17 protein-coding genes are annotated in these 20105 nt (G+C 55.6%); 12 read left to right on the top strand and 5 right to left on the bottom strand.

Annotated features, from left to right (window positions below):
- Window positions 1-6 precede the first annotated feature (6 nt).
- The 4 genes from PEL01S_RS04345 to PEL01S_RS04330 all read right to left on the bottom strand — a co-directional run bounded on the left by PEL01S_RS04345 (window position 7) and on the right by PEL01S_RS04330 (window position 3997).
- Window positions 7-837 carry a sugar phosphate isomerase/epimerase family protein gene (locus PEL01S_RS04345; protein WP_127459416.1) on the bottom strand — a complete coding sequence of 277 codons (831 nt, stop codon included), beginning with the start codon at window positions 835-837 and terminating at the stop codon, window positions 7-9.
- A 34-nt stretch (window positions 838-871) separates the two neighbouring features.
- Complete coding sequence (locus tag PEL01S_RS04340) at window positions 872-2164, bottom strand: ABC transporter substrate-binding protein (protein ID WP_127459415.1); 1293 nt, start codon at window positions 2162-2164, stop codon at window positions 872-874.
- 118 nt (window positions 2165-2282) lie between these two features.
- A complete protein-coding gene (locus PEL01S_RS04335) occupies window positions 2283-3116 on the bottom strand; it encodes a carbohydrate ABC transporter permease (protein WP_063188089.1) in 834 nt (277 codons plus the stop codon).
- Window positions 3116-3997 (bottom strand): carbohydrate ABC transporter permease, encoded by an 882-nt coding sequence (locus PEL01S_RS04330; RefSeq protein WP_063188090.1) that lies wholly within the window; start codon window positions 3995-3997, stop codon window positions 3116-3118. Before PEL01S_RS04330 ends, PEL01S_RS04335 begins: the two co-directional genes overlap by 1 nt.
- 169 nt (window positions 3998-4166) lie before the next feature.
- Between PEL01S_RS04330 and PEL01S_RS04325 the strand changes: the two genes are divergently transcribed.
- The 5 genes from PEL01S_RS04325 (at window position 4167) to PEL01S_RS04305 (ending at window position 10179) form a co-directional block, all read left to right on the top strand.
- Window positions 4167-5963 (top strand): cache domain-containing sensor histidine kinase, encoded by a 1797-nt coding sequence (locus PEL01S_RS04325; RefSeq protein WP_127459414.1) that lies wholly within the window; start codon window positions 4167-4169, stop codon window positions 5961-5963.
- Entirely contained in the window at window positions 5960-7594 is a 1635-nt protein-coding gene (locus PEL01S_RS04320) for a response regulator transcription factor (RefSeq protein WP_127459413.1), read from the top strand. The genes PEL01S_RS04325 and PEL01S_RS04320 overlap by 4 nt, the downstream gene beginning before the upstream one ends.
- 269 nt (window positions 7595-7863) lie before the next feature.
- The gene (locus tag PEL01S_RS04315) at window positions 7864-8586 is read left to right on the top strand and encodes an amino acid ABC transporter ATP-binding protein (RefSeq protein WP_010496599.1); all 723 of its coding nucleotides are present in this window, start codon (window positions 7864-7866) and stop codon (window positions 8584-8586) included.
- A 44-nt stretch (window positions 8587-8630) separates the two neighbouring features.
- Window positions 8631-9434, top strand: a complete 804-nt coding sequence (locus tag PEL01S_RS04310; protein ID WP_127459412.1) for an ABC transporter substrate-binding protein — start codon at window positions 8631-8633, stop codon at window positions 9432-9434.
- A 28-nt stretch (window positions 9435-9462) separates the two neighbouring features.
- Window positions 9463-10179: an amino acid ABC transporter permease gene (locus PEL01S_RS04305; RefSeq protein ID WP_063188100.1), complete on the top strand. Its 717-nt coding sequence runs from the start codon at window positions 9463-9465 to the stop codon at window positions 10177-10179.
- Here the strand turns inward: PEL01S_RS04305 and PEL01S_RS04300 are convergent.
- Entirely contained in the window at window positions 10146-11801 is a 1656-nt protein-coding gene (locus tag PEL01S_RS04300; protein ID WP_127459411.1) for a PucR family transcriptional regulator, read from the bottom strand. The two genes, PEL01S_RS04305 and PEL01S_RS04300, sit on opposite strands and share 34 nt — an antisense overlap.
- A gap of 197 nt (window positions 11802-11998) precedes the next feature.
- On the opposite strand from PEL01S_RS04300, the gene PEL01S_RS04295 reads away from it, so the two are divergent.
- The 7 genes from PEL01S_RS04295 to gabT all read left to right on the top strand — a co-directional run bounded on the left by PEL01S_RS04295 (window position 11999) and on the right by gabT (window position 20095).
- Window positions 11999-13264 (top strand): Glu/Leu/Phe/Val family dehydrogenase, encoded by a 1266-nt coding sequence (locus PEL01S_RS04295; RefSeq protein WP_127459410.1) that lies wholly within the window; start codon window positions 11999-12001, stop codon window positions 13262-13264.
- 25 nt (window positions 13265-13289) lie between these two features.
- Entirely contained in the window at window positions 13290-14654 is a 1365-nt protein-coding gene (locus tag PEL01S_RS04290; protein WP_127459409.1) for an aspartate aminotransferase family protein, read from the top strand.
- Window positions 14655-14665: 11 nt separating this feature from the next.
- Window positions 14666-15361, top strand: coding sequence for a CoA transferase subunit A (locus PEL01S_RS04285; protein WP_127459408.1), 696 nt, complete (start codon window positions 14666-14668; stop codon window positions 15359-15361).
- Entirely contained in the window at window positions 15346-16011 is a 666-nt protein-coding gene (locus PEL01S_RS04280) for a CoA transferase subunit B (protein ID WP_010496592.1), read from the top strand. The genes PEL01S_RS04285 and PEL01S_RS04280 overlap by 16 nt, the downstream gene beginning before the upstream one ends.
- Window positions 16012-16026: 15 nt before the next feature.
- Window positions 16027-17211 (top strand): thiolase family protein, encoded by a 1185-nt coding sequence (locus tag PEL01S_RS04275; RefSeq protein WP_127459407.1) that lies wholly within the window; start codon window positions 16027-16029, stop codon window positions 17209-17211.
- Window positions 17212-17418: 207 nt separating this feature from the next.
- Window positions 17419-18696, top strand: coding sequence for a peptidase (locus PEL01S_RS04270; protein WP_127459406.1), 1278 nt, complete (start codon window positions 17419-17421; stop codon window positions 18694-18696).
- A 28-nt stretch (window positions 18697-18724) separates the two neighbouring features.
- Window positions 18725-20095, top strand: a complete 1371-nt coding sequence (gene gabT / locus PEL01S_RS04265; protein WP_127459405.1) for a 4-aminobutyrate--2-oxoglutarate transaminase — start codon at window positions 18725-18727, stop codon at window positions 20093-20095.
- Window positions 20096-20105 lie beyond the last annotated feature (10 nt).

Below are 20105 nucleotides of genomic sequence, written 5' to 3'. Positions count from 1 at the left end.
CCCGTTTTACGCCTTGAACAGCTTGGAGATGTTCCGGTAGCTGATGGCGACGCTCTCCAGCTGGTTGCGGGTCGTCAAATCCTGCTCGACGAAGACGTATTTCGCAGCGCCGATCTGTTTCACGGCGTTCAGGATTCCTTCGATGTTCAGTGTGCCTTCGCCGACTTCCGCGAATTGATCGGCTTGGTGCAGCGTAAGGAACCGTTCGAAGGTGATGTCCGAATCTTCGCCGAGGACTTTCAGCAAATTGACCGGGTTGGTACTGGCCGGCAAATCTTTCTGATGAACCAGATCGCAGCGGTCGCCAAGCTTTTGCAGGTAGGCAATCGGATCGACGCCGCCCCGGACGGCCCAGTACGTATCGAATTCGATTTTGACGAGATCCTTGTCCGTGTTTTCAACAATAATGTCGAGCACGTATTGTCCGTCGAATTGTTGAAATTCCTGAAAATGGTTATGATAATAGAAATCCAATCCGCCTTTTTTGTAGGCTTCGCCGTGCCGGTTCAGCAGTTGGCAGCATTCGAGAACTTCCTGTTTGTTTTTGAAGAAGGCGATGCCCAAGGCGATGGCGGTACTGCCGAGCTCTTGATTGTAGGCAATAATCTCTTCGTACCGGTCGAGCGGGCTGATGTGGCTGGAAACGACCTTCATACCCAGTGCGTCCAACCGTTTGCGCAGCTCCGTGGCGTTCGGCTCCAGACCGTCTTCCGCGTTGTGATTGGCGATTTCCAGGTTGCGATAGCCGATTTCCGCCAGCTTCTCCAGCGTTCCCCAATAATCCTTTTGCAGTTCGTCTCTGACGGAATAAAGCTGAAGTCCGAATTGTAAGCTCATGATTTTACACCCTCCTGAATGATGGTTAAAATAATTATTTCTTTTTCATCTTGTCCCAGGCAGCCTGGAACTCGCCTAGCATTTGATCGCCGTTGATTTTGCCAGCGATATATCTCTGCATCGAAGCTCCGAATTCTTGCGCGGCTCCGTCTGGATATTTCGCCCAGTGCCAGCCGAGAATTTTACCTTGCTCGATATATTGCAGCACTTCGGCGCCAATGCTTCCAAGATCGGCCGGGTTCGCCTTGATGTTGGAGAACGCCGGGATGAATTTGAACTCTTTTGTCAAATATTTCTGTCCGGTTTCGGAGGAGACGAGCCAGTTCAAAAACTCCTTTGCTTCCTTCTTGACCGGCGACTTGTTGTAGATGACCCAGTTGTTGGCCGGACCGACGAACAATTTATCGTTCATCGCTGCGTCATCGTTGATTGGCATCGGGATGATACCTACGTTCATGCCCGGATTGAGCTTGTCGAGGACGGGCTGGAGCCAGTTGCCGCCCTGATTGATCGCCGCTTTGCCGGTCGCGAATTGCGTGGAAGCGCTGTTATAATCGGTCGTCAGACTGTTTTTGTTGCCGTATTTGATCATGACATCGAGCAGATGCGTCCAATCTTTAAAGATGGCGTTCCCGGCAATTTTGGCCGAGCCGTCGTTTAAGCCCTTAATAAACGCATTCGGGTCCGGCTGCTTGGCAAACGCGTTATTCGCGCTGTGGAAGCCGAGCGGAAACCAGTTGTCGAATTGGTTGACGAACGGCTGATTGCCGGCCGCCTGCAGCTTTTTGGCCGCTTCTTCCAGTTGAGTCAATGTCTTCGGAGTCTCGGTAATGCCCGCTTTGGCGAACATGTCTTTGTTGATCAGCAACCCGAGCCCTTCCAGTCCGACGGGCATGCCGTACACTTTGCCGTCCCGGGTCGTCGGCTCTTTGGCAAGCGGGATTTCGTCTTTCACCCAAGGCTGGTCGGAGAGGTCTTCCAAATATTCGACCCACGCGTCCATCTGCTGGTAGCCCTCGTTGTTGAAAATATCCGGCATCTCGCCGGAAGCGAACCGCGCTTTCAACTGTGTCGCATAATCGTCGCCGCCCAGCAGCGTATCGATTTGCAGCTTGACGCCGGGGTGCGTTTTTTCGTATTCGTCTTTCAGCTTGTTGAATTGCTCGGCAATCTCCACCTTGAAATTCAAAATTTTCACCGTTACGACGCCTGCCGGTCTGTCTTGCCCTTTCGCCGCCTCGTTCCCCGCCTCATCTTTGCCGCCGCAGCCGCTCAATACAGAGCCCATCAAAGCCGCAGCACCTACAACCGATAGCCACTTTTTCATCCTGTCTGCCTCCCCCTTCATCGATGTTGTAGCGCTACATGAGCCCATTCTAGGGCAGATTCCACAGCTTCGACACTCATCGCATTGACTGTTTAGGTGGACAAATTTGCGTTCTTTGCTAGCCCTTGACCGCGCCCGCGGTAATGCCTTGAATAATATGCCGCTGCAAAATGAGGAAGAAGACGAGAATCGGGACGATGCCCATCACGAGCGCCGCCAGCGCCAAATCCCACTGCTTCATGAATTGGCCGAACAGCGAGTTGGTCGCCAATTGAATCGTCTGGAGCTCCGGCTTCTGCAAAATAAGCAGCGGCAGCAGGAAATCGTTCCACATCCATAAGCTCTGCAGGACGACGACGGTGATGGTCATCGGCTTCAGCAGCGGAAAGACGATCCGCCAAAAGATGCCATAAGGCGTGCAGCCGTCCATCACGGCCGCTTCTTCGATTTCGAGCGGGATCGATTTCATAAATCCGTGGTACAGGAAAATCGCGAACGAAACGCCGAGTCCTGTGTAGCATAAAACAATCCCAGGCAAACTATTCAAAAAATGCAGCCAGTTGCCGACCTTCACGAGCGGAATCATCACTGCTTGAAACGGCACGACCATCGCAGCGATGAACAGGAAGAATAAAATCCGGTTTGCCTTGGTCGGACGGCGCAGCAAACGGTAAGCGGCCATGGAAGAGACGACGATCATGCACAGGTCGCTGAACACCGTGATCAGCAGCGAATTGCGCAAGGCGCGGGGGAATTTCAGCACCTCCCAGGCGCGCTCGTAGTTGTGCCAGTTGAGGCTTTTCGGCAGCCCGGAGGTGTCCGTCAGCAGCTCGGCGAAGCTTTTGAACGAATTGGCAAGTACAAAATAAAACGGCGAGAGAAAGAGCAGCGCGGCGAGCAGGATGATCAATTCGGTCGTGAACCATTTCGGGCCGTACGATTCGGCTTTCATTACATTTCGACCTCCTTTTTCTTCGTAATCGTGACCTGAATCAGCGTAATGACGGTGACGACGACAAAGAAAACAAAGGCTTTAGCCGTCCCCAATCCGTAGCGGTTGTTTTTGAACGCTTCGAAATAAATGTTCATGGCGATCGATTCGGTGGATTTGTACGGTCCGCCCTGGGTCAACGAGAAGTTGAGGTCGAACGATTTGAACGCCCATGAGATGCTGAGGAACAAGCAGACGGTGACGGCCGGCATGATGAGCGGCAGCACGATATGGCGCAAGGCTTGCAGGCTAGTCGCCCCGTCGATCGCGGCAGCTTCCAGCATGTCCTTCGGAACGTTCGTCAGTCCCGCGATATAGATGACCATCAGATACCCGGCCCCCTGCCAGACGCTGACAATCACAAGCGCCCAGAACGCCGTCGCTTCCGTGCCCAGCCAGGATAAATTGAAAAATCCAAGACCGGTTATCCGTCCGATTGAAGCGAAGCTTTGCGTGAAGATGAACTGCCAAATAAAGCCTAACAGCAAGCCGCCGAGCACGTTCGGCATGAAGAAAATCGTCCGCAGCAGATTGCGGGTTTTCAGCGGCTTCGACAGCAAATACGCGATGAGGAAGCCGAGCACATTGCTGATCAGAACGACAGCCACGGTGAAACGGGCGGTAAACCAAAACGAACGGCCGAAATCCGGATCGCCGGTTAGGATCGTTTGGTAATTTTGCAAGCCGACCCAGCCAATCCGGCTGGACACGCCGTTCCAGTCGGAGAACGAATAATAAAGGCCGAGCAGGAATGGCAGCACCATGACTATGGCATACACGAGCAGCGCGGGCCCGATGAAGACCGTCTGCTGCACCGCTTGCGAGGTCAGCCATCTTTTCATAACAGGTTCCTCCCTAGTCTAGGATGTGTGAAAGTAACTTTATTGTAGCGACAGGGCCTAATCATTCCCACTCAGGAATTTGAGAAGATAGGTGGACGATTTTGACTCGGTGGTGTTAGAATGAAAGCGCTGACAACACGAAAAGCAGGATGAGAAAGGCGGAACGACAATGCGTCTGCTGCTTACAAGCGTACGGTACAAGCTGATCGCTCTGATGCTGATTTCGATTGTGATTCCTACGTCCGCGTCGATCGTCGTCACCTACTTTTATACCAAGGAATCCGTGAAGGAACGGTCCATCATGGAAAATACGCGGCTGCTGTCCGAGGGGAAATCGAACATCTCCAATTTCCTCGGCGCCATCAACAACGCTTCGCTTATTCTGTACTCCAACAAAAAGCTGGACGGCATTTTATCCAACGGCGTAGCCGACCCTGCGGATCAATCTTACGTGTACACCGCGCTGCAGCTCGTTTCCAAAGCAACGAATAATATTTATCAAGTATATTTGTATTTGAATAACGGACAAGACTCGTTCTTAATGAACAAGGACAATTTCCTGCGCGGACAAGCGAAAGCTCCGCCGGCAGAGCTGAACATCGCCCCTTATGCCGCCAAAACGATTCCGACGCATTGGAGCAACGACTACGGCCTGCAGCAATTTCCGCAGACGAACCCGGAGCTTGTTTTTTCCATCTACCGCCCATTATTTCGGGTGCCGACCTCGGAGCAGATTGGCTTGCTGGGGATTGACGTTCAGGTGGACGCCCTGCGCAAATTATGCGCTCAATTGTACGATGCGGCTCACGAGGACATGTACATTTTGGATGGGGACGGAACGGTGATCTATGCTTCGGACGAATCGGAAATCGGCAAGAAGCAAGAGCAAGCCTGGGTCCGGCACATGCTCGGCGATAGCGCAACTTCGGGCAGTATGGAAAAAGACGTATCCGGGTACGACGGCATCATTTTATTCGATAAAATCAAGCTGTCTTACTTGGATTGGACGGTCGTGAAGCGAATACCCGGAGATTATTTGTTCGGACATGCCCGTACACTGACCATGATCAATACCGTCATCGCCGTCTTGTCCTTATCCGTTGCGACCGCAGCTGTCTTATATGTGTCGATCCGGTTCACGCATCCGATCAAGCAGTTGATTCGCAGCATGAGCAAGATTCAATCGGGCCAGTTAGAGGAACCGATCGAGATCGTGCGCAATGACGAATTCGGTATTCTCGCCAAAAAGTTCCGCACGATGATGGAGACGATCAACGATCTGATTTTCCGCGAATACAAGCTTAAGCTCGCCAACAAGACGACGCAGCTCAAAATGCTGCAGGCACAGGTCAATCCGCATTTCATCAATAATGCGCTGCAGTCCATCGGCGCTTCCGCGCTGGATAACGATGCGCCCAACGTGTACGAGTTGGTCTCATCCTTGGGTCGGATGATGCACTACAGCATGAATACGAAAGATACGATCGTGCCTTTATCGCAGGAGCTTGCTTATGTCGACCATTACCTGCTGCTGCAGCGGCAGCGGTTCGAGGAGAAATTGAAGATCGAGTACGCTTTGGACGAAGCGGCCGGCTCGGTTCGGATTCCGAAAATGATCATTCAGCCGCTCGTGGAAAATTATTTTAAGCACGGATTTCATAAGTCGCATCAGACTGGCGTATTGAAGATCGGCACGGCATTGCTTGACGGGAAGCTGCAAGTTGTCGTAGAAGACAACGGAACGGGTATTTCCGAGGACCGGCTTGCCGCCTTGAACGGCAATTTGTCCGACACGCAATCCGAGCCGTCCGACAGCGGAGACCGGATCGGGCTGATGAACGTCATGTTCCGGCTTCGCCTTTACTACGGGGAAAAAGCTGGCCTACAGCTCGAATCGAACGAGCCGCACGGTCTGAAAATCACGATGACAGTACCCACGACACATCAAGAGGTGACTGCGCTATGAAAGTGTTACTCGTCGATGATGAAAAGCACGTCCGCAAAACGGTCCGCAAGCTGATCGATTGGGAAGCTTTCGGTTTTCATACGGTGCTGGAAGCGGAGGACGGCACGGAGGCGGTGGAACTGATCCGGGAGCAGCGGCCCCAGTTGGTCATTACGGACATCATGATGCCCGTGAAATCGGGCCTTGAGCTGATGGAATGGATGGAACTTCATGCGGCGGACTGCAAAAAGATCGTCATCAGCGGCTTCAACGACTTCGAGTTTGTGCGTCACACCGTCAAGTACGGAGGCACCGACTATTTGCTGAAGCCGATCGACCGCGGTCATCTGCAGGAAGCGGTGGGCAAAGCCGTTGCCAGCTGGAACGAAGCCAATCGGGCCAAGCTTCAGTTTCACGAGAAGAATAAGGAAGTCAACGAGTTAAAGCCGATGTACCGCGACAAGCTGCTGTCCCGGTTATTGACTGACGCCGCTTCGGGCAGCGCACCGCTGCCCGGGGAATCGTATCTTCGCGAATTTCCCGAGTTGGCGGCCGTTCGTTCCTGTCAGGTCGTCATTCTTGATCTAAATACGATGCAGCGGCCGATCCGGGATAAGTACAAGGCCAGCGTGGACTTGCTTTTCTTTTCCGTGCTGAATATTTGCAACGACTTTGTACAAACGGGGGGCCAAGGAACGGCTTTCCGCAATTGGAACAAGCCTTACGAAATCGTCCTGCTGCTCTGGGACGAGCCCGACATGGCTGCAAGATGGCTGCGGAAAATTACGGATGGTCTTAATCGGACGTTGAAAGGGGCGGTCGATTTCGGCGTCAGCGCAGCATGCTCCTTCCCGGATGGCCTTGACCAAGCGTATACGCAGGCGCTGGAAGCATTAAACGGGCGGAACCTGCTCGATCTCGCTGCACGCATCCATGAATATCGTCCGTCACCGGCGATGCCGCGTATTGGAACGGTGCGGTTCGGCAAATACGAAGAGAAGACCCGGCTGGCGGTCAGAAGCGGTAATCACGAGCAAATCCGGCATGCGGTCAGCGAATGGTTTCAAGACATTCGCGCCATGCCTGCGATTACGATGGAGCAGCTGAAAATGTGGTGGGACGAGTTCAACGTAGCGCGGGCCGGATGGGTGGAGGAATTTTTTAGGCAATGCCACGAATCGCCGCAATGGCCTTCGGAGAGCGGCCAATTTGTTGTCCCGCTTGACGAAGACGGGAGGCTTTCTTTAACGCTGCTTCAGCAGACCATGACGAACCGCTTGATCGAGCTGTCGCAAGCTTTGATTTCCATGCAGGCGGTAAACAGCAACCCGATGCGCGAAATCGCCCGGTACATCGAAACGCACTATACCCAGGACATTACGCTGCAGGACATCTCCGCACGGTTTCACTTAAATCGCGAATACATTTCCCGCAAATTCAAACTGGAATTTCAGGAAACGATGATCGATTTCGTGAACCGGATTCGGGTGGAGAAAGCGAAGCTGCTGCTCATCAGCCCCTACCTCAAAGTCGCTCAGATCGCGCAAATGGTCGGGTACCATGATGAAAAATATTTCAGCCGCGTCTTCAAGAAGCAGGAGCAGATGACGCCGAACGAGTTCCGGAAGCAGGCGTTGAAGGAGCTTGGCTGACGCGTTGAATACTCTAAAGCCCGCCCCTAGGGGATGGGCTTATTTTTGCCCCTTCCCAACGGTTTCCACAGCTTTTGGCCCGCGAAATCGGGTATGATTTATATACATGACGTATAAAAAGCGGGAAGCTTTTTTCGTTCTATCGGCGAATAGATTGTAAGCGGTTTCTATATTATTATTTAACCAGGTAAACTTTTTGAGGACAAGCTGCAAGACAAAAAGAATGCGCTTTCTTCGCAACATAGACTATCCCGCAAGGAGGTTAATCCATGATTCAAGTTAACACCTTGGTCAAGTCATTCGGCTCCGTTAACGTCCTGAAAGGCATCAATTTAAACGTCCAGGAAAAAGAAGTCGTCGTCATGCTCGGCGCAAGCGGCTCGGGCAAAAGCACGCTGCTGCGCTGTCTGAACTTCCTCGAAATTTATGACGACGGGGAAATTTATATTTTCGGAGAGAAGCGCGATCCTCACAAGTCGAACCTGAATCAGATCCGGCAAGAGGTCGGCATGGTGTTCCAGCATTTTAATCTGTTTCCCCATAAAACGGTGCTGGAGAACGTGATCGAAGCTCCGATCCATGTGAAGAAGCTCAAAAAGAAAACGGCCATCGACACCGCCTACGACTTGCTGGACAAGGTGGGACTGAAGGATAAGGCGCACGATTATCCCGGCATGCTGTCCGGCGGGCAAAAGCAGCGCGTCGCCATCGCCCGGGCGCTCGCCATGGCGCCGAGAGTGATGCTGTTTGACGAGCCGACCTCGGCGCTGGACCCCGAGCTTGTCGGCGAGGTGCTCCAAGTGATGAAGCAGCTTGCCAAGGAAGGCATGACGATGATCGTCGTCACCCATGAGATGGGCTTCGCCCGCGAGGTAGCCGACCGCGTCGTCTTCATGAGCGACGGAAAAATATTGGAGGAAGCCCATCCCGAACAATTTTTTGTCAATCCGCAGACAGAGCGGGCCCAGCAGTTTTTGCGCAGCATCCTTTAAAAAAGCAACGCAGCCTAAGACCAACTTACAGGAGGGACTTGTTTATGAAAAAAGGGTTGATCGTTTCCGTGTTGACGATGCTGGTAGGGGCTATACTGCTCGCGGGCTGTGCTTCGACAGGCAGCACCCCGTCTGCGTCTTCGGCCGACGGTAAAGATTCCGGACAATTGAAAGCGTTTCATTATGCGATGAGCGGGCTGTACAAGCCTTTCAACTACAAGGAAAACGGTAATCTGGTCGGCTTTGACGTCGAATTCGGGAGCGAGCTGGCCAAGAAAATGGGTGTGAAGGCCGAGCCGGTCACGAACCCGTGGGAAACGATCATTCCCGGTCTTCTTTCGAAGAAATACGATGCGATTCTGGGCAGTATGGCGATTACGCCGGAGCGCCAGAAGACGGTCAGCTTTACGACGCCTTACTACCGGTCGGGCGCACAAATCTTCGTTGCCAAGACGAACGAGACGATTAAATCCGCGAACGATCTGAAAGGCAAGAAGATCGGCGTGCTCAAGGCCAGCTTGTTCAAAGGTTTGGCTGCCGAACGGACGGATGCAGGCAACATTACGGAATACGATAGCGATCTGACGGCGCTGCTGGATCTGCCGACAGGGCGGGTGGATGCGGTCATTACGGACGATTTGGTCGGCTTCCGCATGATCAAGGAAAGCGCCACGGCGATCAAGGCCGTAGGGGAGCCGCTGACGATGCAGGAAATGGGAATCGCGGTCCGCAAGGAGGACCAAGCCCTGCTGGATCAATTGAACAAGGCCATCGACGAAATGGTGAAGGACGGGACATACGATAAGTTGAGCGAGAAATGGTTCGGCAAAAATATTTTGCAAAAGTAACGAAACGATATTCAGATGAGGTGACCCGATGATCGAAATCTTGCTGTCCAGTTACGACGTGTTTCTGAAAGCGACTTGGCTGACCGTTCGCATAACGTTTGTTTCTCTTCTGCTCGGAAGCGTCATCGGTCTCGTATTTGCCTTTTTCCGGCTGTCGAAGAGCCGCGTCTTGAACGCCGTAGCGAAATTCTACATTACGTTGATCCGCGGCACGCCGCTCATTATCCAGATCGCCGTGCTGTACTTCGGCATATCCAACATTATTTTGCTGTCGCAGTTTTGGGCGGGGGTGTTCGCGCTGGCGATTCACGGCGGCGCTTACATCGCGGAAATTTTCCGCGGCGCGATTCAATCGATCGACCGCGGTCAGATGGAGGCGGCCCGCTCGCTCGGGATGACGTATCCGCAGGCGATGCGAAGAATTATTTTGCCGCAGGCGTTTAAAATTGCCATTCCGCCGCTCGGAAACCAGTTCATTCTGGGACTGAAGGAATCGTCGCTCGTCGCTTACGTCGGCATGTCGGATTTGTGGGGAGCGGCGTTAAGCGAAGCGGCCTCGAATTTCAAGCAGCTCGAAACGTACGTGGTGGCAGGGTTGTATTATTTAGCCCTGGTTATGCTCTTTACATTTGTGGTAGGCAAGCTGGAAGCGAGACTCGACGTCAACGCGAAAGCGAAAAGCAGGGAAGCGAGCGCCAAGCCGCGCGCCCGCTATAGCTCCTCGGAAGAGACGGTCAGCTTGTAGGCCATAATCGCGATTTCCAGCTTCAAACGGTCCTCTGATGATTGAAGATTGCGCCGGGTTTTCTTCTCGATCTGGTTCAGCCGGTATTTCAGCGTATGGCGGTGAATGAACAACTCGGCCGCCGTCACATGCAGGCTCTGGTTATGGTACAGGTACGTTTCCAGCGTTTGAAGCAGGTCGGCTCCTTGGCGCTTATTTTGCATCAAGGCCCCGAGCTGCTCCTCGGCAAACTGCCGCAAGTCCATGCCGAGCTCCTGCATCTGGATCAGGAAGTGGTACAGCCCCAGATCGTCATAGTGGACGACGGACTTCGGCTTGTGCAGCAGCTTGGCGAAGACGAGAGCCCGGTGCGCTTCCTGTGCGCTTTTGGCTAGGTCAGCAAGGTCAGTGTAGCTTTTGCCGATGCCGATCCGCAGCGGATGTTCTGGGTAGAACACGCTCCATTTGTCGGCGATATCCCGTACGGCCAGAAGCGAAGCTTCCTCTGCGGCTTCGGGAGCCGCGCCTTTGCTTCCGGTTCCCATGAGGACGACGCAGCCGTCCAGCCGGTTGCGCAGCAGAAACTGGCGGTTATGCTTGTTCATTGTCTGGTTCACAACTTGGTACAGCCGGTCCAGCATATCGTCCAGCGTACGGCGTTCGAGGTCGGGCGGAAGGTTCTCCACCTTGATTTGCAGCACGGCCTGACTGCCGCTTGGATCGAAGCCCAGCTTTTTCCCGCGCTCGATCACTTCGGCTTTATTGGTAAAATTTTTGCTTAGCACTTGATCGAGAAATTCGCCTTGAAAACGGATTTCCGTATCCAAAATCGCTTTATGTCGCAGGAATTCAATCGCATACACGGTGGCCGCATGCTCGACCGCGATCTGGTCGATGTCTTTCCATCGTTCTTTATCTTTGATGGCCGCAATCCAGCCGTAGTTCGTCTGATTCGCCATGACTGGATAGAGCGAAATTGTGTATTCGCTTTCATGATCGTTTGAGTGAAGAAGCTGCTGTTCAAAAGGCGGCTGCAACGGCTCGGAGAAGAGCAGGAGCCGATCCTGGCCGATTCGGCGGACCGCGTCATGAACGATCCGATCCGAGACGATGGAGGCATCCGCATCGAACAGCACGATGCTGCCGTCCGTCAGCCGCGACAGTGTCTCGGTGATCGCCTGAATGCCTTGGTTGTCCAGGACCAGACGGGTAAATTCCTTGTGGATGTTGATCGAATGCTCGAACATCCGGAACTGGTTGTTGACGATCTGCTCCAGAATCGCCTTGGTAATCACCGAAAAGTTGATATCCGTCGGGATTTCCAGCAGCGGAAGGGCGGAGCGATTCGCAATGTCGATGAACGATTGGGGAATTTCGCGCAAGTAAAAGCCGGTGTACATCGCAACGCCGGACAGCTTCTTGTTGGACAGCAGCTTGTGAAACTGGCTGCGTTTCTCTTCGCTTTCCATCAGGCCGAAGCCGGTCGTAATCAGGAACTCGCCTTCCTGCAGCCGGTCGATGTCTTCGATGACTTCGACGATCGTGACCCATTTGATGATATTGTTCATGCCGTCGAATCCGGCGACCAATTTCGTCTTCGACATCACGGGCAGCTGGATCGCTTCTTGAATGCTAATTCCCATAGGAATGATCCTCTTTTCTGTGCGGATTGGCTTGAGTAAGTTATATCACGGCCCGTCATTTCGGGCAAGCTGGAATTTATACCTAATGTATAAAAAAACGCGCTCATTTTGGATTCGTCGGTCGAATAGATCGAGCGCTTTAGCTGGTTTAAACTACAAGTAATCGCAGCCATAACGCAGAGGCCGGAGGTGGAACGATGGCAGTCGATACGGTTCGGCAAACGAAACAAACAAGCGTCTTGGAACGAACGCAGCAGCTCATCAAAAAGGCGCTGGAGCATATGGGCTTCGCGGAATCGTTCTACGAGCTGTTGAAGCGGCCCCGTCGCTTGATGACGGTTTGCATTCCTATACGTATGGACGACGGCTCCGTCCGGGTATTCACGGGCTACCGGGCTCAGCATAACGATGCGGTGGGACCGACCAAGGGCGGCATTCGGTTTCATCCCTCGGTAACACCGGAGGAAATAACCGCTTTGTCGATGGAGATGAGCATCCAATGCGGTCTGACCGACCTCCAGTACGGCGGGGGCATGGGAGGCATCGAGTGCGATCCGCGCACGATGTCCGCCGCAGAGCTGGAGCGGCTGAGCCGCGGGTATGTTCGGGCGATCAGCCAGATCGTCGGCCCGACGAAGGATATCCTGGCCCCGGATATGTACACGAATGCGCAAATGATGGCTTGGATGATGGACGAGTACAGCCGTCTCCGCGAATTCGACTCGCCCGGTTTTATTACCGGCAAGCCGCTCATGTTGGGCGGTTCGGCGGGTAGGGAGTCCTCGACAGTCAAAGGCGTGACGATCGTGCTGCGCGAAGCGGCGAAGGCGGCCGGCGTGGAGCTTACAGGCGCCAAGGTGATCGTTCAAGGGTTCGGCCATGCCGGAGGCTATCTGGCCAAATTTCTGCACGACGCCGGAGCGAAGATCGTAGGGATTGCGGATACCGGTGGTGCTCTGTACCACCCGGACGGTCTGGACGTCGATTATTTGCTGGAAAAACGGGATGCGTCCGGCGCGGTCACCCACTTGTTCGCAAACGCTATCTCCAACCGGGAGCTGCTTGTGCAAGCTTGTGACATTCTCATCCTGGCCGCCGCTGAAAACCAAATTACGGAAGAGAACGCGGCCGACATTCAAGCGAAAATCGTCATCGAGGCGGTAAGTGGGCCGACCACTGCGAAGGCTACGGAAATTCTCACCTCCCGAGGCGTGCTGCTCGTCCCCGACGTGCTGGCAAGCGCAGGCGGCGTTATCGCTTCATACTTCGAGCGGGTTCAAAACAACCAGGGCTGCTATTGGTCCGAAGCGGAAGTTTATCGGAAACTGGATCACCTTTTGGTGAACGCTTTTCGCACGGTCCATCGGATTGCGCTGGAAAGCAAGGTGGACATGAGGCTGGCCGTCTATATGGCAGGCCTCCGCAAAATGGCGGAAGCCATGCGCTCGAGAGGCTGGGTTTAACACAAGCGTAAAGAGGGGAACCGACATGACGGATACACATTTGATCAAGCCGATTCTGGACTACAACTACCCTACAGTGGCCAGCGGACAAGGAATTTATCTCTATGACACGGACGGCAAAACGTATATCGACGGCTGCTCCGGCGCGGTGACGGCGAGCATCGGCCACGGGGTGCCGGAAATCGTCGAAGCAATGAAGGCGCAGGCGGAAAAAGTGTCGTTCGCGTACCGCGCGCAGTTTACGAGCGAGCCTGCCGAAGAGCTTGCGCGCCGGTTAAGCGAATGGTCGGAGGGGCGCTGGAACTGGTCCTTTTTCGTCAACAGCGGCTCGGAAGCGACGGAGACGGCGATGAAGATTGCGATCCAGCATTGGCAGGAGAAAGGCCGCGACCGCAAAAACCGCTTCATCTCCCGCTGGATGAGCTATCACGGCATTACGATGGGCGCTTTGTCCATGTCCGGCAATATTTTGCGGCGCAAGCGGTTCATTCCGCTGCTCGAAGATTATCCGTCCGTCTCCGCGCCGTACTGCTACCGCTGTCCGCTGAAGGAAGCGCATCCCGGCTGCGGCATGAAATGCGCGCAGGAGCTGGAAACGTCGATTCTGCGTATCGGGCCGGAGCATATTGCTGGATTTATCGCAGAGCCGATCATCGGCGCTTCGGGAGGAGCGGTAACGCCGCCGGAGGGCTACTATCAAGAGATCAAGCGCATCTGCGACAAATACGATATTCTCTTCATCGCGGACGAGGTGATGACGGGGCTCGGAAGAACCGGCAAGAAGTTCGGGATCGAGCATTGGGAGGTCACTCCGGACATCGTTGCTTTGGGCAAAGGGATGAGCGCAGGCTACACGCCGATGGCGGCGACGCTGGTCAGCGACAAGGTGATGGAGCCGATTCTGAAAGGGTCCAAATCGATCATGGCGGGCCATACGTACAGCGCCAATCCGCAATCCGCCGCCGTTTGTCTGGCCGTGCTGGACTATATGGAAAAGCACGATCTGGTTCGCGCGGCCGAAGTGAACGGCGAGTATCTGCTCGGCAAGCTGCAGGAGATGGCCAAGCGGCTGGATATCGTAGGCGACGTGCGGGGCAAAGGGATGCTGCTCGGACTGGAGTTCGTGCCGGATGTACGGACGAAGGGAATTTTCCCGCTATCGCTCGGCGTGACGGCACGGGTCATCAAGCGAGCTTTTGACAAAGGGCTGCTCGTGTACCCGGCATCGGGCGGCATCGACGGAGCGGCCGGAGATGCGATTATCGTCTCTCCGCCATTAATCATCACCCGAGAACAAATTAATAGCCTAGTAAGCGTATTGGAAAATAGTATTATGGAGGTTCAAGAGGAACTTCGGACGGAAGGCCATTTGAATAAAGCGGCGGTATAGGGGGAAGACGCATGGAGCTTGTAAAAAAGCGAAGCAAGGTCGCCGGGCTGGAGGATGCGCTTCAGCATATTCGCGACGGGATGACCCTGATGTACGGGGGCTTCGGAGGCGTAGGCAATCCTCCGTCCTTGTGCAAGGGCATATTGGATAAAGGCGTGCGCGATCTCGTCCTGATCGGCAACGACTGCGCGTTCCCGGATATCGGGATCGGACGGCTGATCACGGCGGGCCGAGCCAGAAAAGTCATCGTCTCGCATATCGGCTCCAATCCGAACGCCGGCCGATTCATGAACGAGGGCGTGCTTGAGGTGGAATTCAGCCCGCAAGGGACGCTGGCCGAACGCGTCCGCGCCGGAGGCGTCGGCTTGGGCGGCATCTTCGTCGATGTCGGCATCGGCACGATTGCCGAAGAGGGCAAGCAGCAGATCGTGCTGGACGGCAAGCCGTATTTGATCGAAACGGCACTAACCGCCGAGGTCAGCATCGTGCACGCGCAGAAGGCCGATCCGTACGGCAACTTGATCTATGACAAAAGCGCCCGTAATTTCAATCCGCTCGTCGCGATGGCCGGAGATTACACCATTGCCGAGGTCGACGAAATCGTGCCGCTCGGCGAACTGGACCCGGAATGCATCGTCACCCCGGGGATTTATGTCGATATGGTCATACCGAGTCAAGGAGTGAACTGGACATGGGCGTGGGAGTAGAAGATAGCCGTTACCGGATCGCCCGGCGGGCGGCGCAAGAGATTCAAGACGGGATGCTCGTGAACCTCGGCATCGGGATTCCGACCTTGGTGGCCAATTATGTGCCGCCGGAGATCCAAGTGTTTTTTCACGCGGAGAATGGCATTCTGGGCACCGGACCGAGCCCGGCGAAGGGGAGCGAAGATCCCGCGCTATGCAATGCCGGAGGCTTTCCGGTGACGATCGTGCCGGGCGCATCGTATTTCGACAGCGCGACGGCGTTCGGGATCATTCGCCGCGGCTATGTGGACATCACGATTCTGGGCGCGCTCGAAGTGAGCCAGCACGGGGATTTGGCGAACTGGATCGTTCCCGGCAAACGGGTGCCCGGCATGGGCGGAGCGATGGAGCTGGCGCAAAAATCGCGCAAGGTCATCGTTCTGATGAACCACACGAACAAGCAGGGCGAGTCGAAAATATTGAAGCAGTGCTCGCTGCCTTTAACCGCGCCGCGCTGTGTGGATATGATCATTACCGAAATGGCCGTGATGGAAGTGACGGACGAGGGACTTGTTTTGCGGGAAGTGATGGCCCCCTTCACAGCAGAAGATGTCATCCGGCAGACGGAAGCGGAATTGATCGTTCCGTCCGTCGTGTCCACGATTCAATAAGGGAGGCAATCCGTGATGAATGAAGTCGTTATCGCAGCGGGGGTCCGCACGGCGGTCGGAGCCTTCGGCAAGTCGCTGCGGGATGTGCCCGCCACCGAGCTGGGGCGTCAAGTGCTGACGGGCTTGATGGCGAAAACGGCGCTGCCGAAGGAAGAGGTGGGCGAAATCATTTTCGGCCACGGCTATGTGCACGGCGGAGGGCTTAATTCGGCGCGAATCAGCTCGCAGCGGGCGGGCTTTCCACTAACGGTGCCGGGCCACGTTGTCATCAAAGCGTGCGGCTCGGGCCTCAAGGCGATCACAAGCGCGGCGCTCACGATTGCGGCTGGCCAGGAGGAAGCCGTCATTGCGGGCGGCGTGGAGAGCATGAGCAATGTGCCTTATTTGGTCCAAAACCGCTGGGGCACGAAATTCGGAAATGTCACTATGGAGGACGCACTGCTCGCCGACGGGCTGACCTGCTCGTTGGGGAATGAGCATATGGGCATGACTGCGGAGCGGCTAGCTGAACAGTATGGCATTTCACGGGAAGAGCAGGACCGGTTTGCCTTCGAAAGCCACCGGAAAGCGGCTGACGCGGTTCGCAGCGGGCGGTTCAAGGACGAAATCGTGCCGCTGGAGCTTCAGGAACGGCAGGGAGTCCGGCTCTTCGACAGCGACGAGTCACTGCGGGAAGATATCGAGCTGGCGAAGCTCGCCAAGCTGCCCGCCGTCTTCAAGCAAGACGGCACGATCACCGCGGGCAACGCCTGCCCGATGAACGACGGCGCAGCCGCCTTGCTGCTGCTATCCCGCAGCAAAGCGGAGCGGGCGGGCATCCAGCCGCTGCTCAAGGTCAAAGCGTTCGCCAGCGCCGGAGTCGATCCGGGCGTGATGGGCATCGGACCGGTGCCCGCCGTCCATAAGGCGCTGCACAAGGCGGGGCTGACGCTCGACGACATCGGGCTGATCGAGCTGAACGAGGCGTTCGCCGCACAGGCGCTGGCCGTCATCCGCGAGCTGAAGCTGAACCCGGAGCGGGTCAACGTCAACGGCGGCGCGATTGCGCTGGGGCATCCGGTAGGCGCTACCGGAGCGAAGCTGACCGTGACGCTGATGCACGAAATGCTGCGGTCCGGCGTGAAGTACGGCATGGTGACGCTGTGCATGGCCGGCGGCATGGGCATTGCCGTGATCTACGAGAACGTGAGCGAGGCGTAATGGGTTTCGAATTTTTAGATGTTCGGTGAAAAAAGGAGCGGAGCGGCCGAAAGCGTTCTGGAGAAACGGAGTGTTCGCCTTTGTTCCCGGATTTCAACCCATAAAGGGGTTAGAAAATCAAGAAATCCGGGAACAAGAGCGATCGGAGGAACGCTTCGGCAGCGCAGCACCGGCTTATTCACCGTTCTACAGGTAAGGAGGAGAAACATGTCAGAGCTCCAAGCACGGATTAAGCAGTGGATGCGCACGCACAGCGAAGAAGGCATCGCCTTCCTGCAACGGCTGGTGCAGGTGCCAAGCACGCAGGGCCATGAAGCGGCGGCACAGGCTTTGGTCGCCGAGAAGCTGCAGCAGATGGGCTTAGAGGTCGACGTATGGGAGCTGGACGGGGAAGCTTTGAAGAAGCATCCGTACTTTTGCTCGTCGCGGCCGGATTTCGATAACTGCCCGAATGTGGTCGGCGTTCTGCGCGGTTCCGGCGGCGGGAAGTCGATCATCCTGAACGGCCATATCGACGTCGTCCCGGAGGGGGAGCGCGAGCAGTGGTCGGACGATCCATACAGCGGCGCGATCCGGGACGGCAAGATGTATGGCCGCGGCGTCACGGATATGAAAGGCGGCAACGTCTCCCTGCTGCTGGCGATCCAAGCGGTTCAAGGGCTGGGCCTCCGGCTGAAAGGCGACGTCATCTTTCAGAGCGTCGTCGAGGAGGAAAGCGGCGGAGCCGGTACGCTCGCGACCGTGATGCGGGGCTACCAGGCCGACGCGGCAATCATCCCGGAGCCGACGAATATGCGTATTTTTCCGAAGCAGCAGGGCTCGATGTGGTTCCGCATTCAAGTGAAGGGCCGGGCGGCGCACGGCGGCACCCGGTATGAGGGAGTCAGCGCCATCGAGAAAAGCATGCTCGTCATTCGCCACATTCAAGCGCTGGAGGAGCGGCGCAACGCCCGGATCACCGATCCGCTGTATCAAAATACGCCGATTCCGATCCCGATCAACATCGGGGTCATCCAAGGCGGCAATTGGCCTTCCTCGGTTCCCGATCTCGTTCGCTTGGAAGGTCGGATGGGCGTCTCGCCCGAAGAAACGATTGAGGAAGCGAAGCTGGAGATGGAGCGGTGGCTGGAGCGGCTAGCCGAGCAGGACCCGTGGTTCAAGGAGCACGCTCCCGTGTTGGAATGGTTCGGTGCCCGCTGGATTCCCGGTTCCATGGACATGGAGCATGAGCTCATGCACACCTTGGCGGAGCAGTACCGCAACGTCGCCGGGGCGGAGCCGGTCATCGAAGCGTCCCCGTGGGGAACCGACGGCGGCCTGCTGACCCAAGCGGGCAAGACGCCCGCTATCGTGTTCGGGCCGGGAGTTACCGAGGTCGCTCATTACCCGAACGAATATATCGAGCTGGATAAAGTGACGGAAGCGGCGGAAATCATTGCTTTGACGCTTATCCAGTGGTGCGGACTGGATGAAACGAACGGTTAATTTTTCAAGCCGAAAGGGGAACAAACCAATGACAGCCCAACGTAAATTCGTATCGGTTGCAGCCGAATTGCCGGGAGCGAAGACAAAAGCGCTTCTGGAGCGCAGACAGCAAACGGTATCCAAGGGAGTAGGCAACAACCATCCTTTGTTTGTCGAGAGAGCGCAGGGGGCGCTGCTGTACGATGTGGACGGCAACGTGTTCCTGGACTTCGTCGGCGCGATCGGCACCATCAACGTGGGCCACAGCCCGGCCGAAGTCGTAGACGCCATTAAGGCGCAGGCGGAAAAATACATTCATACGTGCTTCCATGTCGGAATGTATGAGCCTTATGTGGCGTTGTCGGAAAAGCTCGCAGAGATTACCCCGGGCGATTTTGCGAAAAAAGCTGTGCTCTTGAACAGCGGCGCGGAGGCGGTCGAGAACGCCGTGAAGATTGCCCGGAAATATACGGGCAAAACGGGCATCGTCTCCTTCACCCGCGGCTTCCACGGCCGGACTCTGCTCGGCATGTCTCTGACCAGCAAAGTGAAGCCGTACAAATACCAGATGGGGCCGTATGCCCCGGCGATTTATAAAGCGCCGTTCCCTTATCCGTATCAACGTCCCGCGTCGATGACCGAAGAAGAGTACGGGGACTTTTGCCTGAGGCAGTTCGAAGATTTCCTGCTGACCGAGGTCGCCCCGGAAGAGCTAGCGGCGGTCATTATGGAACCGGTGCAGGGAGAGGGCGGCTTCATCGTTCCGCCAAAATCGTTCGTGCAGGGCGTCTTTCAGATTTGCAAGAAGCATGGTATCTTGTTTATTGCCGATGAAATTCAGACCGGCTTTGGCCGGACCGGAGAAATGTTCGCCTCGACGCTGTTCGAGATCGAACCGGATCTTATCACGCTTTCCAAATCGATCGCTGCAGGTCTTCCAATCAGCGCCGTCGTGGGCAAAGCGGAGATTATGGACGCCCCGAACCCGGGCGAAATCGGCGGAACCTATGGCGGAAGTCCGCTCGGCTGCGCGGCGGCTTTGGCCGTGATCGAGATGATGCAGCGTGAAGATCTGCCGGGAAAATCGCGCGTTATCGGCGATACGATCCGCAGTCATTTCCACAAGCTGCAGGATGAGTTTAAAATTATCGGAGACATTCGCGGACTGGGCGCGATGTGTGCTGTGGAGTTTGTTGATCCGGACACCGGCAAGCCGGCGAAAGAGTTCGTTGCAGCTTTGCTGCAAGCTTGTTATCGAAAAGGAGTGGTCCTGCTCGGCGCAGGAGTTCACAGTAATATTGTCCGTTTCTTGACCCCGCTGGTCATCACGGAGGAGCAGCTGCAAGAAGGACTCGACATTATTAGCGAAGCTATGGCGGAGCTGAGTGCCGTATCGGCCGGCGCGGGCAAGGCGGATTGATCGTATCGCA

It is taken from the genome of Paenibacillus elgii NBRC 100335 (assembly GCF_004000865.1).
Classification (GTDB): Bacteria; Bacillota; Bacilli; order Paenibacillales; family NBRC-103111; genus Paenibacillus_G; species Paenibacillus_G elgii.
The sequence above is the reverse complement of the archived record's forward strand: the minus strand, read 5'-3'. Positions and strand labels throughout refer to the sequence as shown.